This window comes from Leptothrix discophora, from assembly GCF_030705305.1.
Taxonomy (GTDB): domain Bacteria; phylum Pseudomonadota; class Gammaproteobacteria; order Burkholderiales; family Burkholderiaceae_C; genus Sphaerotilus; species Sphaerotilus discophorus.
Genome location: NZ_JAUZEE010000003.1, coordinates 411,475 through 426,036 on the forward strand (window position 1 = coordinate 411,475; position 14,562 = coordinate 426,036).

Consider the following 14,562-nt stretch of genomic DNA (forward strand, 5'->3'; position numbering starts at 1 on the left):
GCGAACGCCGTGAGCGTGGGGGCTCCAGGTCACCCGCCGGGCCGCCCCAAGGGTGGCCTGCGCCCCCTCGGGGGGCAGCGAACGCAGTGAGCGTGGGGGCCCTCAGCTTCTCGCTGCCCAGGCCTGGATGCGGGCCTCGATGCGGCGCAGGCCGTCGGTCAGGGCGGCCGGGCCGGGTTGCAGGATCTCGCTGGACTTGATCTCGAAGACCTGGCCGTCGCGCACCGCCGGCAAGGCGTCCCAGCCGGGCCGCGCCGCGACCGTCGCCGGCTGGAACTTGCGCCCGCACCAGGAGCCGAGGATCAGCTCGGGCGAGCGGCGCAGCACCTCGGACGGGTCCGCGATGATGCGGTCGCGCCCGAGCGAACGCCCGGCCAGCTCGGGGAAGCATTCCTCGCCGCCGGCCAGCACGATCAGCTCGCTGACCCAGCCGATGCCCGAGATCAGCGGGTCCATCCATTCCTCGAAATAGACCCGCGGCCGACGCGGCAGCAGCGCCGCGCGGGCGGCTGCCGCGTCCAGCCCGGCCTGCAGCTCGGCCAGCAGCATGGCGGTGCGCGCCTGGGCGCCGACCATCGCGCCGACCATCTGGATCGAGGCCAGGATGCCGTCGATCGTGCGGTGGTTGAAGACGTGCACCGGCACGCCGGCGCGGACCAGCGTGCTGGCGATGTCGGCCTGCAGGTCCGAGAAGCCGAGCACCAGGTCGGGCTCCAGCGCCAGGATCTGGTCGATCCTGGCGCTCAGGAAGGCGCTGACCCGCGGCTTCTCCTGGCGTGCCTGCGGCGGCCGCACGGTGTAGCCGGAGATGCCGACGATGCGGTGCTGCTCGCCCAGCAGGTAGAGCGTCTCGGTGGTTTCCTCGGTCAGGCAGACGATGCGGCGCGGGTGGCGGTCTGGGGTCATCGGGCAGCTCCATCGGGGGTCATCGGAAGGCTCCTCCGGGAGCCATCGGCCGCAGCCGCAGGTCGACGCCATGGCCGATCGGCGCGGGCCAGTCGACCGCGCGGAGCGGGTCCAGGTGCAGGGTGCGCAGCGCGTTGAGCCAGCCGGCATGGCCGACCGCCCAGACCCTCGCGCCGGCCAGCACCGGGTCGTCGATGAGCGAGCGCACGCGCGCGCGCAGCATCGCGACGCTCTCCCCGCCGCCGGGCCGGTGGGTCACGAAAGCATCGGTCCAGCCGGCCCAGTCGGCCGGTTCGATCTCGCGCCAGCGCAGGCCGTCCCAGCGGCCGAAGTCGGCCTCGTCCAGGCGCGGGTCGATGTGGTGGTGCCAGCCCCAGCGGCGCAGCCAGCGGCCGACATCGGCGGCGCGGCGCCGCGTCGAGGTCACGATCACGCGCTCGCCGCCCTCGCGCCGCTGGGCCGTGCGGATGCGGTGCGCCAGCCGCCGCGCGCGACGCCGGTCGACCGGCAGGTCGGTGCGGCCGATGCAGCGTCCGGCCGCGCCCTGCGCGCGGGGATGTCGCCAGACGCGCAGTTCGGCCAGCGCCATCGGCCCGGTGAGCTCCAGTCCGCGCGTCATGCGTTCAGGTCCATCCCGCCGCCGCCAGCCAGCCCAGCAAGGCGGCCAGTTCCCCGACCTGCTGCGCGGCCCCCAGCGTGTCGCCGGTGTAGCCGCCCAGCCGCCGCCGATACCAGCCCCGGCAGGTCCAGGTGACGCACGCCAGCGCCCCCAGCGCCGCCGCCAGCGCGAGCCCGCCGGCACCGAGGGTCGCGGCCAGCGCCGTCAGCACGGCCACCCAGGCCAGCGCCGCAACCAGCCCGCCGCGCGAGACCTGCTGCGCCATCGGCTTGGCCTTGGCATGTTCGGCATCGCCGGCATACGGCAGCAGCGCCAGCAACAGCACCGGCACGGCACGCGAGGCCGCATGGGCCCAGACGCCGGCCAGCAGCGCCTGCGCCAGGCCGGCGACGACCAGCGCGTGCAGCGTCGCCGCCTTCAGCCCCAGCACCAGCAGCAGGCCCAGCGCACCGTAGCTGCCCAGGCGCGAGTCCTTCATGATCAGCAGCGCCCGCTCGCGCGTGACCGCCCCGCCCAGGCCGTCGCAGGTGTCGGCCAGGCCGTCCTCGTGGAAACCGCCGGTGAGCCAGACCGTCGCCGCCATCGACAGGCCGACCGCGACCGTGGCAGGCCAGACCAGCGACGCCGCCGCCAGGACCGCCGCACCCCACAGCCCGACCAGCAGGCCGACGCCGGGATAGTGGCGCGCGCTGGCATGCATCCATGCCGGCGTGTAGCCGACCCAGGCCGGCACCGGCACGCGGGTGAAGAACTGCAGGGCGATGAGGTACAGCCGCAGCTCGTGGACCCACCGGTTCATGGCGCCGGACCGCTCACGCCGGCCGACTCGAAGCTGGCCATCTCGGCCAGGAACCGGCAGGCCGATTCCAGCAGCGGCCAGGCCAGCGCGGCGCCGGAGCCTTCGCCCAGGCGCAGGTCCAGGTCGATCAGCGGGCGCACGCCGAGGTGCTCCAGCAGCAGCCGGTGGCCGGGCTCCTGCGAGCGGTGCGCGAACACGCAGCGTGGCAGCACCGCCGGGCGCAGCCGCTGGGCGACCAGCACGGCCGCGCCGACGATGTAGCCGTCGACGACGATGACGCGGCGCTGCGCGGCCGCTTCCAGCACCGCGCCGACCAGCGCGGCGATCTCCAGGCCACCGAAGGCGGCCAGCGCGGCCAGCGGCTCGACCGCGTCGGCATGGCGGGCCAGGACCTCGGCCAGCACGGCCGTCTTGCGCACCAGCGCGGCGTCGTCCAGGCCGGTGCCGCGGCCGGTGCAGGTCTCGATCGGGAGGCCGGTCAGGCGCGCCACCAGCATCGCCGAGGCCGAGGTGTTGCCGATGCCCATCTCGCCCAGCAGCACCGCGTTGCCCGGCAGGCTGGCGATCACGTCCCGGCCGACCGCGATCGCCTGGGCGACCTGCGACAGGCTCATCGCGCGAGCCTGCGAGGCATCGGCGGTACCGGGCGCGACCTTGCAGCGGCGCAGCTGCGGGTGGGGCTCGAAGTCCTGCCGCACGCCCGCGTCGACCACCGTCAGCGCCAGGCCATGCTGGCGCGCCAGCACGCTGACGGCCGCGCCGCCGGCCAGGAAGTTCAGCACCATCTGCGCGGTCACGTCGGCCGGATAGGCCGAGATGCCGCGCGCGGTCAGGCCGTGGTCGGCCGCGAACACCACCATCTGCGGCTGCACCAGCTGCGGCAGGTCGCGGCCCTGGATCAGCGCCAGCTGCAGGGCCAGGGCCTCCAGCTGACCCAGCGCACCGAGCGGCTTGGTCTTGTGGTCGATGGCGTGCTGCACCCGCACAGCCAGCGCCGGGTCGTGCATCGGCGCGACCTCTGGCAGGTCGACGCGGTCGGGCGCAAGGGTCAGGTCGGCGTCGTTCAGGTCAGCATCGTTCATGTCGGAAAGCTCGTGTTCAAGGGTCTTGCAGCAGGCCCCGCAGCGCCGCCGGCCCGAGGTGGGTGTCGATGAAGTCGGCCAGGCCGTCGAAGACATGGTCGAGCGTGCGCACCCGGGCACCGAACAGCGCCTGCAGCACGGCCGGCGATTCGAACAGGCCGTGCGCGTACAGGCCCAGCACGTTGCCACGCGGGCCGGCCTGCCAGCCGATCGGCTCACCATCGGCGCTGCGCAGCGCGACCTGCGGGGCGGCCATGGCCGGGTGCGGCACGCTGCGGCCGTGGTGGATCTCGTAGCCCTGCCAGGCGATGCCCGACAGCGCCGCCCAGGGTCCGGCCGGGTCCATCGCGGCGAAGGCGGCGGTGGTCGGGCGCAGCAGCTTGACCGGCTCGAAGCGCGTGACCAGCGGCAGCAGGCCCAGGCCGGGCATGCAGGCGTCGACAGCGTCGAGGCCGGCGTCGCCGCCTTCGATGCCGTCGAGGTCGATCAGCGCCTCGCCCAGCATCTGCAGGCCGCCGCACAGGCCCAGCACCGCGCCGCCGGCCGCCGCATGGCGGGCGATGGCCGCATCGAGCCGCTGCGCGCGCAGCCAGGCCAGGTCGGCCCGGCTGTGCTTGGAGCCGGGCAGCACGATCCAGTCGACGCCGTCGAGCTCGGCCGGCGTGCGGGCCCAGCTCAGGCGCACGCCCGGCAGGTTGCGCAGCGGCTGGAACTCGTCGAGGTTGCTGATGCGCGGAGGCACGATCACCGCGATGCGGTGGCTGACGTCGCCGCCGGAGGTCGGGCCGCCATCGCCCGGACCGTCATGCAACCCGTCCTCCTCCGGCAGTCCATGGCCGCGCCACATCGGCAGCACGCCCAGCGTGGGCACGCCGGTCAGCGCCTGCAACTGCTCGGGCCCGGGCGACAGCAAGGCCGCGTCGCCCCGGAAGCGGTTGAGCACGAAGCCGCGGATCAGCGCCCGCTCGTCCGGCGGCAGCAGCGCATGGGTGCCGTAGAGGTGCGCGAAGGCACCGCCCCGGTCGATGTCGGTGACCAGCAGGCAGGCCGCGTCGGCGGCCCGGGCGGTGCGCATGTTCACGTAGTCGCTGGCATGCAGGTTGATCTCGGCCGGCGAGCCCGCGCCCTCGATCACGACCACGTCATGCTCGGCCCGCAGCGCCGCCAGCGCGTCGCGCGCATGCGGCCAGAGCGCCTCGCTGCGCGCGCGCCATGGCACCTCGGCGAGATCACGCCGGACCTGGCCCAGCACGACGACCTGGCTGCGCATGTCGACCTCGGGCTTGAGCAGCACCGGGTTGTGGCAGACCTCGGGCTGCACCCGCGCAGCCAGGGCCTGGAAATACTGCGCGCTGCCAATCTCGCCGGGCGTGCGCCGTCCATCCGGCCCGGGCAGGCCGGGCACGACCCGCGCGTTGTTGCTCATGTTCTGGGCCTTGAACGGCGCCACGCTCAGGCCCTGCCGCGCATACCAGCGGCACAGCGCCGTGGCCAGCCAGCTCTTGCCGGCGCCGCTGGTGGTGCCCAGCACCATGACGGCGCGGGCCGCCCGACGCGACGGGCTCATCGCGTGAGCCCCAGGTCGGGCAAGGCCAGCCATTCGTCGCCCAGGCGCTCGATGCGGATCGCGCCGCCGAAGACGTCGCGCAGGGCCGCATGCACCGCCGGATCGTCAGGCGCGCCGACGGCGCGGATGTGGCCGCCGCCCGGACCTGCCGTGGCCTTCTCCAGCACGACCAGCCGGTCGGCCGCCAGCGCCAGGCCGAGGTCATGAAGCACGCTGACCACCGTCTGCGAGCGCCCGAGCCGGCGCATCAGCCGCACCAGCGCGACCTGGTGCGGCGCGTCGAGGTGGGTGGTTGGCTCATCCAGCAGCAGCACCGGCGCCTGCACCGCCAGCGCGCGGGCCAGCAGCGCGCGCTGGCGCTCGCCACCGGACAGGTCCGACAGGCGGCGGTCGGCCCAGTCGGCACATTCGGTGTCCTGCATGGCCTGCGCGACCACCGCCTGGTCCTGCACGCGGGTCGCGCCGAACAGGCCCTGATGCGGCAGGCGGCCCAGCATGACGATGTCGCGCACCGTCAGCTCGCCACCGGCCTCGGCCTGTTGCGCCAGCCAGGCGATGTGGCGGGACCGCTCGCGCGCGGCCAGCCGGTGGATGTCACGCCCGTCCAGCTCGATGCGGCCGGCGCGCGGCGACAGCAACCCGGCCAGGCCGCGCAGCAGCGTCGACTTGCCGGCACCATTCGGGCCGACGATGGCGGTCCAGCCGGTGCCGATCTCCAGACCGACGTGCTCCAGCACCGGCTCGGCGACACCCTCGGGTGCCAGCGCCAGGTCGATGCAGCGCAGCACCTTCGTCACCGCAAGCCCCTGCGCGACAGCAGCACCAGCAAGTAGCAACCGCCCAGCACGGCGGTGAAGACACCGACCGGCAGTTCCTGGGGCGAGATCACGCTGCGCGCGACGATGTCGGCCCACAGCAGCAGCGCACCGCCCATCGCCGCGCTGGCGACCAGGCGGTAGCCGGCCGGGGCGCGAACGAATCGGGCGACCAGGTGCGGCGCGACCAGCCCGACGAAGGCGACCAGCCCGGCCTGGGCCACCGCCGTGCCGGTGGCCAGCGCCATCAGGACGACCAGCGCCGCGCGCAGCCGCGGCAAGGCCAGGCCGAGGCTGCGGGCACTGTCCTCGCCGAGCGCCAGCGCGTCCAGCACGCGCGAAAGCCGCCAGGCCAGCGGCAGCGTCGCGGCCAGCGCCGCGCCCAGCAGGGTCACGCTGGGCCAGCCGAGCAGGCCAGTCTGGCCCATCAGGAAGGCCTGCCGGCCCCGCAGCGCGTCCGGCGAGAACAGCGTCACCAGGTCGTTCAGTGCGCCCAGCAGCACGCCGACGACCACGCCGGCCAGCAGCAGCCGGGTCGTGTGCTCGGCCCCGCGCGCCAGCAGCAGGGTGGCGGTGACGCCGCCCAGCGCGCCGACGAAGGCCGCGCCGACGAGACCCAGGCGCTGGATCAGGTCCGCACCCGCCAGCGGCAGCGACGCGCCCAGCAGGCCGCCGGCCGCCAGCACGATCACCACGCCCAGCGACGCGCCGGCCGCCGAGCCCAGCAGGTAGGGATCGGCCAGCGGGTTGCGGAACAGCCCCTGCGCCAGCGCGCCCGACAGCCCGAACAGCGCGCCGACCAGCAGCGCGCCCAGGCTGCGCGGAGCGCGGATCTCCCACAGGATCAGCTCGCCACCCGCCGGGTCCGCCATGGCCGACAGGTGCCAGCCCTCGCTGCCCGCCAGCAGGCCGGCGGCCAGCCCGACCGCGATCAGCAGCAGCAGGGCCAGCGCAAGGCGCAGGCGACGCAGGCGTTCGGCGGCGGGCATGGCGGCGATGGCGGCGCGGCGCGGTGCGGGTTTCAGCGCGCGGGCGCCGGCAAGGCGGCCAGGCAGTCGGCGATCAGCCGGGCGCCCTCGCCCAGCCGTGGGCCGGGACGCACCAGCATGTCGTAGGGCACCGGCGCGAAGGCGCAGGTCTGGCGCGACGCCAGCGCCGCGAGCCGGTTCCAGCCAGGCCGGCGCGGCATCTCGGCCAGCGGCTGCGCGGCGGCCATGACCAGGTCCGGCCCGGCACGCAGGATGAATTCGGGGTTGAGCTGCGGGAAGGGGCCCATGCCGGGATCGACGATGTTGCGCAGCCCCAGCCGCGCCAGCGTCGCGCCGATGAAGGACGCGGCCCCGGCCGCATGCGGTGTGCTCGCAATCTCGAAGTACACGCTGCGACCGCGCCAGTGCGCCGGCACGCGCCGGGCGGCGGTCTCGAGGTCGGCCTCGATGGCCGCCCACAGCGTCTCGGCCCGTTCCGGCCGGCCCAGCAGCGTGGCGATCCGGCGCAGCGCCACCCGCACGTCTTCCTGGCTTTCGGCCTGCAGCGTGACCACGCGAAGGCCCAGCGCGGACAGCCGCTCGACCACCCGCGTCGACGGCGCGGCCAGCACCAGGTCCGGCCGCAGCGCGACGATGCGCTCCAGCTGCGCATCGTCCATCCCGCCCAGCCTCGGCAGGCCGGCGATCGAGGCCGGCCAGTTGGAATAGCGATCGACACCGACCAGCCGGTCGCAGGCATCGAGCGCGCAGACGGCCTCGGTGATGGAGGGCAGCAGGGAGACGATGCGGCGCGGTTCGGCCGCACCGGCCGGTCCCGCGATGAAGGCGGCCAGCAGCAACCAGCCGATCAGCAGCCGCTTCATGCCGGTCCGCCCTTGAGGTGCAGCGGCAGGCCGGCCACCCTCAGCGTGACCTGGCTGCACAGCGCCGCGACGCGCTGGTCCAGCAGGCCCAGCGCATCGAGGAAGCGCCGCGTCTCGGCCCCCAGCGGCATCACGCCCAGGCCGATCTCGTTGGAGACCAGCACGACCGGACCGGGCAAGGCGGGCAAGGCCGCGCACAGGCGGTCGATGGCCGCCTCGGCGTCCTGCACCGGCAGGCCGGGCGGCGGCATCGTCAGCTGGGTCAGCCAGAGCGTCAGGCAGTCGACCACCAGCAGGTGATCGGGCGTGCTGAGTGCCTGCAACGCCTGCGCCAGATCACCCGCCAGTTCCTGCGTGGCCAGCCCCGGCACCCGTTCGGCCCGGTCGGCCTGGTGGCGCGCGATGCGCAGGCGCATCTCGTCATCGCCCGGCCAGGCCGTGGCCAGCAGGGTGGCCCGTTGCCCTGCTGGGCTCCGATCCGCGCCCAGCCAGGCGGCCGCACGCGCTTCGGCCGCGCGGGACTTGCCGCTTTTCTGGCCGCCGAGGATGAGGGTGTGCATGGGGGCGACCCGCTTCAGGTCAGAAGTTGAAGCGGGCGGCGGCGACGATGGCGCGACCCGGTTCCGGGTAGAGGCCTGTCACCTGCCCCGCATCACAGCGGAAAGCCTGCGTCGTGTACGTCCGGTCGGCGACGTTGGTGACCGCCAGACTCAGTTCCCAGCTCGGCTGGCGCCAGGCGTAACGCGTGTCCAGCGTCGCGGCCGAGGCCATGCGGCAACTGTTGTCCAGCGTCGGGTACTGCCTGCCGATGTACACCACGTCGGCACCCAGGTGATGCTGCGGCAGGAACTGCCAGTTCACGCCGACCAGGCCATTGACGCGGGGCGCGAGCGGGACATCCTTGCCAGCGTTCGCGCCGCTGTCGAAGCGCGAGCGAAGCAGGGCCGCCGCAGCGCGCAACTCGACCGCGGACGACAGCTCGTGACGGCCCTCGGCCTCGATGCCGCTGCGGCGGGTCGGGTCGTAGTTGACGTTGCTGCCGAACAGGCCCGCGGCCGGATCGAAGCCGATCTCGTTGTGGAGCCGACTGCGGTAGACACGGGCCTCGAGACGTGTCGTTTCGTCGCGCCAGCGCGTGCCGACCTCCAGGTCGCGCGAGGTCTGCGTGCGCAGGTTGGTGTTGCTGAGTTCGTCGACGCTGGCCAACCGGAAGCTCTTGCCCAGACGACCGTAGACCTGCGCGTGCCGGCCGATCGGCTGCACCACGCCCAGGTCCCAGGCCGTGACACGATCCTTGCCGAGGCCGGGCCCGAAGCCGTGCGCCTCCTTGTCCAGCTTCTCGCGTCGCAAGCCAGCCGACCACGCGGTGCCGCCAGCCAGCGTCAGGTCATCCTTGATGTAGAAGGCCCGGCTGCGCTGGACGTCCGGTGCCGCCTGCGGCACGGTGCGTTCCCAGCGCGCGTGGTCAACGCCGAAGCGGACCTGGTTGCTCAGGCCGGCGATGCGGCCGATGTGGCGTGCCCGCACGTTGGCGGTGTCGGCGCGGATGTCGTAGTCGAACGGGGCGTCGAAGTTGATGCTGCGCAGCGCCTTGGTCCGGTGGCCGACGTCGGCCGCGAACTCCCATGCGCCGACGCGCAGCTCGCCGGTCAAGGTGCTTCGACGCCCATCGATGCGTCCGTGGTCGGTCAGGCTGGTGGCCTGGCTCGGGTCGGCGGCGAACTGGGCCGCCGACAAGGCATTCGGCAGGCCGGTGGAGAGCGTGTCCTCGGCATGACGCGCCACCAGGCGCAGTCCCTCGCCGTCCTGCCACTGGGCCGCGAACGCGGCCGCGCCGACGCCCGAGGCGAAGTTGTCGCGGTGGCCGTCGCTCAGGCGGCGCTGGGCCGCGAGGTCGAAGCTGAAGTCGCCCGCATTGAGCGTGGCCGTCCCGCGCAGTTCGCGGCGGCCTTGCGTGCCGCCAGCCAGGTAGACCTGGCCCGCGTCCCGGCGCGACACGCCCTTGCCGGCCTTGGTCGTGATGACGATGACGCCGGCGGTTGCGCCTTCGCCGTACAGCACGGCGTTCGTGCCACGCAGGACCTCGATGCGCTCGACGGTCTCGATCGGGATGCCGGCCAGCCGCGTGCCGCCGGTGTCGCCTTCGCTCACCCGGATGCCATCGACGACGATGACCATGTTGCTGTCGGACGTGCCGCCGAAGCCGCGCAGGTCGAGCGCGTATTCGCCACCGCCGTTGAGGTCGAGCCGGCCGGGCACGCCGAGCTGGCGCATCACGGCCTCGTTGAGGGTGGTGTAGCCGCCGCGGCTGATCTGCTCGGCGGTGATGACGCTGATGCCGATCGGCTGCGAGTCGGCCGCGTCGGCGAAGCGGGTGCCGCTGATCACGACCTGCGGCAGCGTGCTGGCCAGCGCCAGCCGGTTGGCGACGTCCGCCTGGGCCATCACGGCGCGTGGAACGCCCAGGGCGCAGAAGGACGCGAGCGCGATCGGCGCGAGCTGGACAAGGCGCGGGGAAACCGCCGTGAGGCGGCAGAAACGGGAAGGAGAGGACATCGGGAAGACCACGGAACGGACGTGCACGCCAGCGTCCCCGCAGGCCTGCACCACATGGCGGACGCGCACGCGCATCCGCCCCCCGTTGGCCGGTATCCGGGCTGGCGGAACGACCTCTGCGACCTTCCCGGCGACCTGAGGGATCACCAGTGGCTGAACGCAGAAGCGGGTCTTGCCGGGTGGCATGGACCGTCCGCTTACCGTTGCGGGGGCAGCGCAGGTTGGGCTCTTCCCGAGGGGCGTCGCCTTCCTGCTTCCCGTTTAACCGGGCCCATGGGACATGGGCCCGAGCACCAACGGGCGCGAGTGTATCCGCCGGTGTCCGACGCGCCGCTGACAGCCGTGCGCGGGGTGCCTCGCCGGGATGCCACCCCTACAATCGATGGGCTCAGTCCACGCAGCTGTTGCGTGAGCGCTGCAACCCCATCGCGCATGTCCACCATCGAAGACCTGGCCGACCGAGTCGACCGCCTGCTGCTGAGACACGACGAGCTCAAGCGCACCAACACCCTGCTCGAGCAGCAGCTCGCCACGGTGCTGGCCGAACGCGACAACCTGCGTTCGCGCCTGGCGGCGGCCCGCCACCGCATCGACGCCCTGATCGAACGCCTGCCAGCCAACGAGACCGACGCGGCACAGGCCTCCGGGAGCGACGCATGAAGCAGATCGAGGTGAGCATCATGGGCCAGACCTACATCCTGGCCTGCCCCGAAGGACACGAGACCGAGCTGCTGGAAGCCGTCGGCAGCGTCGACCGCGAGATGTGCGGCATCCGCGATGCCGGACGGGTCAAGGCCCGTGAGCGCATCGCCGTGCTGGCCGCCCTGAACCTGGCCTATGCGCTGGCCGAACAGGGCCGTGCGCCAGCCCCCGCCGCCAGCGCGCCGGCAGCCTCCAACGGCCATGCGGCGGGCATGGACACCGGCTCGGTCGACGTCGATGCGCTGGTTCGCCGCGTCGATGCTGCATTGGGTCACGACGGCCAGCTGCTTTGAGGGACTTGGCCTGCGCAGCGGGCCGGCTGGGTTCTAGAATGGACCGGTCCACTGCGTTCGCGAAGGTTTTATATTTCCTTGAACCGATGCTCTCGCGAGCCAGGGCTTGGAAAATCGCCAGGCTGGTGTGATCGTCTCGCGTCAGATGAACCCGAAGCCTGGTTGACCTTGCCCACCTGAATCCCCCTGGGTTCAGGAATGCGACCTTTGGTTCGCGGTGGACACCCCCTCTTTCCTGCCCCGATGGAACGCGCCTACTGGCTGATGAAGAGCGAGCCCGACGAGGCCTCGATCGACACGCTGGCTCAGTCCGTGAGCCAGCGCCTGCCCTGGACCGGGGTGCGCAACTACCAGGCCCGCAACTTCATGCGCGACGCGATGCGCATCGGGGATGGCGTACTGTTCTATCACTCGTCCTGCCCGCAGCCCGGCATCGCCGGCCTGGCCGAGGTGGCCAGCACGGCCTACCCGGACACGACGCAGTTCGACCCCGCCAGCCCCTACTTCGATCCCAGGTCCGACCCGGCCGCGCCGCGCTGGCTGCATGTCGACGTGCGCTTCGTGCGCAAGACCCGCCTGCTCGGCCTGGCCGAGATGCGCGCCACGCACAGCCTGTCCGACCTGCAGGTGCTGCAGCGGGGCAACCGGCTGTCGATCACGCCGGTGACGCCGGCGCAGTGGCAGGCGGTGCTGGCGGTGCTGGACGCCGGCTGAAGGCCATTCCGGCACGGGCCGCGTCCGCCAGAATCGCGGCCCTGCCAGGGCATGTCGCCCTGGGTGACCTGCCCGACCTGCGCCATGGACCTCGATCCCCTGCTCATTGCCGAACTGCTGACCCTGGGCGTCGGCACCGGCTTCCTCGCCGGCCTGCTGGGCATCGGCGGTGGCATGCTGATGGTGCCCTTCATGACGCTGATCCTGTCGCACCGCGGCGTTGACGCTGGCCTGGCGGTCAAGATGGCGATCGCGACGTCGATGGCCACCATCCTGTTCACCTCGGTGTCCAGCGTGCGGGCCCACCACCGCCGCGGCGCGGTGCGCTGGGACATCGTGCGCAAGCTCGCGCCGGGCATCGTCGGCGGTGGCCTGATCGCCGGGGCCGGCGCCTTTGCGGCGCTGAAGGGCCAGGCGCTGGCATTGTTCTTCGCGGTCTTCGTCGCGTTCTCGGCCACGCAGATGCTGCGCAACAAGAAGCCCGCGCCGTCGCGCCAGATTCCGGGCATCGCCGGCAGCCTCGGGTCCGGCGGCGTGATCGGCTTCCTCTCCGGCCTGGTCGGCGCGGGCGGCGGCTTCATCTCGGTGCCCTTCATGGCCTGGTGCAACGTGGCCATGCACAACGCGGTGGCGACGTCGGCGGCGCTGGGCTTCCCGATCGCGCTGGCCAACACCATCGGCTATGTCGTCGGCGGCTGGAACCTGCCGACCGCCCTGCCCGGCGCGATGGGCTACCTGTGGCTGCCGGGCCTGGCGGTGATCGCCTGCGCCAGCGTGCTGACCGCGCCGCTGGGCGCCAGGGCCGCGCACGCGATGGACGTGGCGCAGCTGAAGAAGGCCTTCGCGGCGGTGCTCTACCTGCTGGCCGCCTACATGGCCAGCAGGGCCATGCTCTGAACGGCTTCAGGCCCGGCTTGGCGACGCCGGTGCGGCGCGGCTGGCCGCCAGCGAGATGCTGGCCGGCACGACCCGGTTGCCGCCGCGCTGGCGGGCCTCGTTGAGGGCCCGGATCGACGCCTGGCTCAACCCGTCGAGGCTGGTCGCGCTGTGCGGGAAGCTGGCCACGCCGGCCGAGATCTCGAAGCGGTAGCTGCGACCGTCCTGCACCAGCAGCTCGGCGGCGCAGGCCCGCCGCAGTTGTTCAACCCGCGCATGGGCGGTCGACAGGCCGATGCCCGAGAACAGGATGGCGTAGCGCTCCGGGCCGAGCTGCGACAGCACGTCCATCGCCCGCGTGTTCGCGCGCATCAGGCCGAGCAGGGTCGACCCGACCCGCTGCGCTGCCGCGTCACCGTGATCCTGGAGGATGTCCTCCAGCCGGTCGACGGCGAGCAGCACCAGCGCGAACTCACGGCCCTCGCGCTGCGACAGCGCCGCCTCGCGCTGGAGCGTGGCCTCGAAGTGATCGCGCCGGAACACGGCATCAGGCCGATCGCCGGCACCATCCTCCCGCAGACGGTCCATCTGGCCCTGCTGGCGCTCGATCTGCTGCAGCGCCTGGTCGAGCTGCAGCTCGAGCGCGGCCTTCGCGTCCAGCCGCCAGACCGTCAGCAGCAGGCGTTCACCGACCACACCGACCCACTCGCTGCGCCAGGTCTGGATGTCGTGGCGCTGCCCCGGTCTTTCGAAACGGTGCTGTTCGACCGCCACCGCGTGGACACCGAGCGCGCGCCGGTCGGCCGCCTGGACCGCCGCCGCATCGGCCGGCGGAAGCACCGCATGGTCGTCGCGGCCGATGAGCTGACCGGCGTCGACGCCCAGGTAGCCCAGCCAGGCCGCGTTGGCCCAGCGGTAGCGCAACGTGTCGCCGTCGACCACCTTCAGCGAGACCATCACGCCGGCCACGTCCAGCATCGCCAGCAGGCGATCGGACAGCATCGAGACATCGAGTTCTGGCGGCAGTTCGGTCATGGGACGGGCCTGTCAGCGGGGCGAGCCGTCGATGATAGGCAGCGGCATCGTTTGCGCCCGGTCTCACCGGGCCGGGCTCAACGCCACGCGTCGGCCGGCGTGAATTGGGTCACTGAGCAGACGGTTGCTCGCCGGGCCTTCAGCGCAGGTCGCCGGCCAGGCAGGCCAGCGTCTCGGGCGTCAGGCTGAGGTGGCTCGGGTAATTGACGTGGTCGCAGCCCACCTTCACGCCCGCACCGGCCCGGATCGCGGCACGGGTCGCGTCGTTGAACTCGAAGCGCACGAAGTGGACCGCCGAGGTCTTCTCGGCGTTCTCGCGGTCCAGGTCCTCGTCGGCGATGGCGTAGACGCGGGCGTGGCCCTCGACCTCCACGTAGACCCGGTCCTCGACGCCGATCAGCCGCGCCAGCTCGCGGCGGCGCTCGTTGACGTCGGGGTACTCCAGCAGCATCGTCGCCTTCCAGTTGCCACCGTCGGGCACCAGGGGCGCGTAGGCTTCCAGCTCGCCCTGGATGCCCTCTTCCTCGAAGATCTTCTCGATGCGCAGCATCTCCTGGATCTGGTAGCGGATGGTCTTCTCGTCCTCGAACTGCAGCGTCAGGTGCTCGCCGAGGTGGACCGAACGCAGCTTGCGGTGGGCGATCACCTCGGCGCGCAGTTCCTTGCGGACACGGGCATAGGCCTCGAGCGTGAGCAGGCTCTCTCGGGTGATGGCGCTGGCGCGGGCCTGGGGCGTGCGAGTCATG

General features: G+C 72.8%; 16 protein-coding genes, 1 other RNA gene and 1 riboswitch. Of the genes, 5 read left to right on the top strand and 12 right to left on the bottom strand.

Features of this window, described 5'->3' with window-relative positions:
• Positions 1–102: 102 nt before the first annotated feature.
• From Q8X39_RS08080 to Q8X39_RS08125, 10 genes are all read right to left on the bottom strand, one after another.
• On the bottom strand, positions 103–906 hold the full coding sequence (locus Q8X39_RS08080; protein ID WP_305749136.1) for an ABC transporter substrate-binding protein: 804 nt from the start codon (positions 904–906) through the stop codon (positions 103–105).
• Positions 907–925: 19 nt separating this feature from the next.
• A complete protein-coding gene (locus Q8X39_RS08085) occupies positions 926–1,525 on the bottom strand; it encodes a histidine phosphatase family protein (protein WP_305749137.1) in 600 nt (199 codons plus the stop codon).
• 4 nt (positions 1,526–1,529) lie between these two features.
• On the bottom strand, positions 1,530–2,324 hold the full coding sequence (gene cobS, locus Q8X39_RS08090) for an adenosylcobinamide-GDP ribazoletransferase (RefSeq protein ID WP_305749138.1): 795 nt from the start codon (positions 2,322–2,324) through the stop codon (positions 1,530–1,532).
• Complete coding sequence (cobT, locus tag Q8X39_RS08095; protein ID WP_407067989.1) at positions 2,321–3,331, bottom strand: nicotinate-nucleotide--dimethylbenzimidazole phosphoribosyltransferase; 1,011 nt, start codon at positions 3,329–3,331, stop codon at positions 2,321–2,323. Before cobT ends, cobS begins: the two co-directional genes overlap by 4 nt.
• A gap of 91 nt (positions 3,332–3,422) precedes the next feature.
• A complete protein-coding gene (locus tag Q8X39_RS08100; protein ID WP_305749140.1) occupies positions 3,423–4,973 on the bottom strand; it encodes a cobyric acid synthase in 1,551 nt (516 codons plus the stop codon).
• Positions 4,970–5,770 (bottom strand): ABC transporter ATP-binding protein, encoded by an 801-nt coding sequence (locus Q8X39_RS08105; protein WP_305749141.1) that lies wholly within the window; start codon positions 5,768–5,770, stop codon positions 4,970–4,972. Before Q8X39_RS08105 ends, Q8X39_RS08100 begins: the two co-directional genes overlap by 4 nt.
• Positions 5,767–6,777, bottom strand: coding sequence for a FecCD family ABC transporter permease (locus tag Q8X39_RS08110; protein WP_305749142.1), 1,011 nt, complete (start codon positions 6,775–6,777; stop codon positions 5,767–5,769). The genes Q8X39_RS08105 and Q8X39_RS08110 overlap by 4 nt, the downstream gene beginning before the upstream one ends.
• A 32-nt stretch (positions 6,778–6,809) precedes the next feature.
• On the bottom strand, positions 6,810–7,640 hold the full coding sequence (locus Q8X39_RS08115; RefSeq protein ID WP_305749143.1) for an ABC transporter substrate-binding protein: 831 nt from the start codon (positions 7,638–7,640) through the stop codon (positions 6,810–6,812).
• Complete coding sequence (locus tag Q8X39_RS08120; RefSeq protein WP_305749144.1) at positions 7,637–8,200, bottom strand: bifunctional adenosylcobinamide kinase/adenosylcobinamide-phosphate guanylyltransferase; 564 nt, start codon at positions 8,198–8,200, stop codon at positions 7,637–7,639. Before Q8X39_RS08120 ends, Q8X39_RS08115 begins: the two co-directional genes overlap by 4 nt.
• 19 nt (positions 8,201–8,219) lie before the next feature.
• Positions 8,220–10,196, bottom strand: a complete 1,977-nt coding sequence (locus Q8X39_RS08125) for a TonB-dependent receptor (RefSeq protein ID WP_305749145.1) — start codon at positions 10,194–10,196, stop codon at positions 8,220–8,222.
• Between the two features lie 70 nt (positions 10,197–10,266).
• A riboswitch (cobalamin riboswitch) is annotated at positions 10,267–10,509 on the bottom strand.
• Positions 10,510–10,628: 119 nt separating this feature from the next.
• On the opposite strand from Q8X39_RS08125, the gene Q8X39_RS08130 reads away from it, so the two are divergent.
• The 5 genes from Q8X39_RS08130 to Q8X39_RS08145 all read left to right on the top strand — a co-directional run bounded on the left by Q8X39_RS08130 (position 10,629) and on the right by Q8X39_RS08145 (position 12,802).
• Positions 10,629–10,856 (top strand): DUF904 domain-containing protein, encoded by a 228-nt coding sequence (locus Q8X39_RS08130; protein WP_305749146.1) that lies wholly within the window; start codon positions 10,629–10,631, stop codon positions 10,854–10,856.
• Positions 10,853–11,191 carry a cell division protein ZapA gene (locus Q8X39_RS08135; protein WP_305749147.1) on the top strand — a complete coding sequence of 113 codons (339 nt, stop codon included), beginning with the start codon at positions 10,853–10,855 and terminating at the stop codon, positions 11,189–11,191. The genes Q8X39_RS08130 and Q8X39_RS08135 overlap by 4 nt, the downstream gene beginning before the upstream one ends.
• A gap of 45 nt (positions 11,192–11,236) precedes the next feature.
• Positions 11,237–11,416: non-coding RNA, 6S RNA (gene ssrS / locus Q8X39_RS20595), on the top strand.
• 18 nt (positions 11,417–11,434) lie between these two features.
• A complete protein-coding gene (locus Q8X39_RS08140; protein WP_305749148.1) occupies positions 11,435–11,905 on the top strand; it encodes an EVE domain-containing protein in 471 nt (156 codons plus the stop codon).
• Positions 11,906–11,989: 84 nt separating this feature from the next.
• The gene (locus Q8X39_RS08145) at positions 11,990–12,802 is read left to right on the top strand and encodes a sulfite exporter TauE/SafE family protein (protein WP_305749149.1); all 813 of its coding nucleotides are present in this window, start codon (positions 11,990–11,992) and stop codon (positions 12,800–12,802) included.
• 6 nt (positions 12,803–12,808) lie between these two features.
• On the opposite strand, the gene Q8X39_RS08150 is transcribed toward Q8X39_RS08145, so the two are convergent.
• The gene (locus Q8X39_RS08150) at positions 12,809–13,816 is read right to left on the bottom strand and encodes a GGDEF domain-containing protein (RefSeq protein ID WP_305749150.1); all 1,008 of its coding nucleotides are present in this window, start codon (positions 13,814–13,816) and stop codon (positions 12,809–12,811) included.
• Positions 13,817–13,955: 139 nt separating this feature from the next.
• Entirely contained in the window at positions 13,956–14,561 is a 606-nt protein-coding gene (locus tag Q8X39_RS08155) for a DUF3501 family protein (RefSeq protein WP_305749151.1), read from the bottom strand.
• Between the last annotated feature and the right edge of the window lies 1 nt (position 14,562).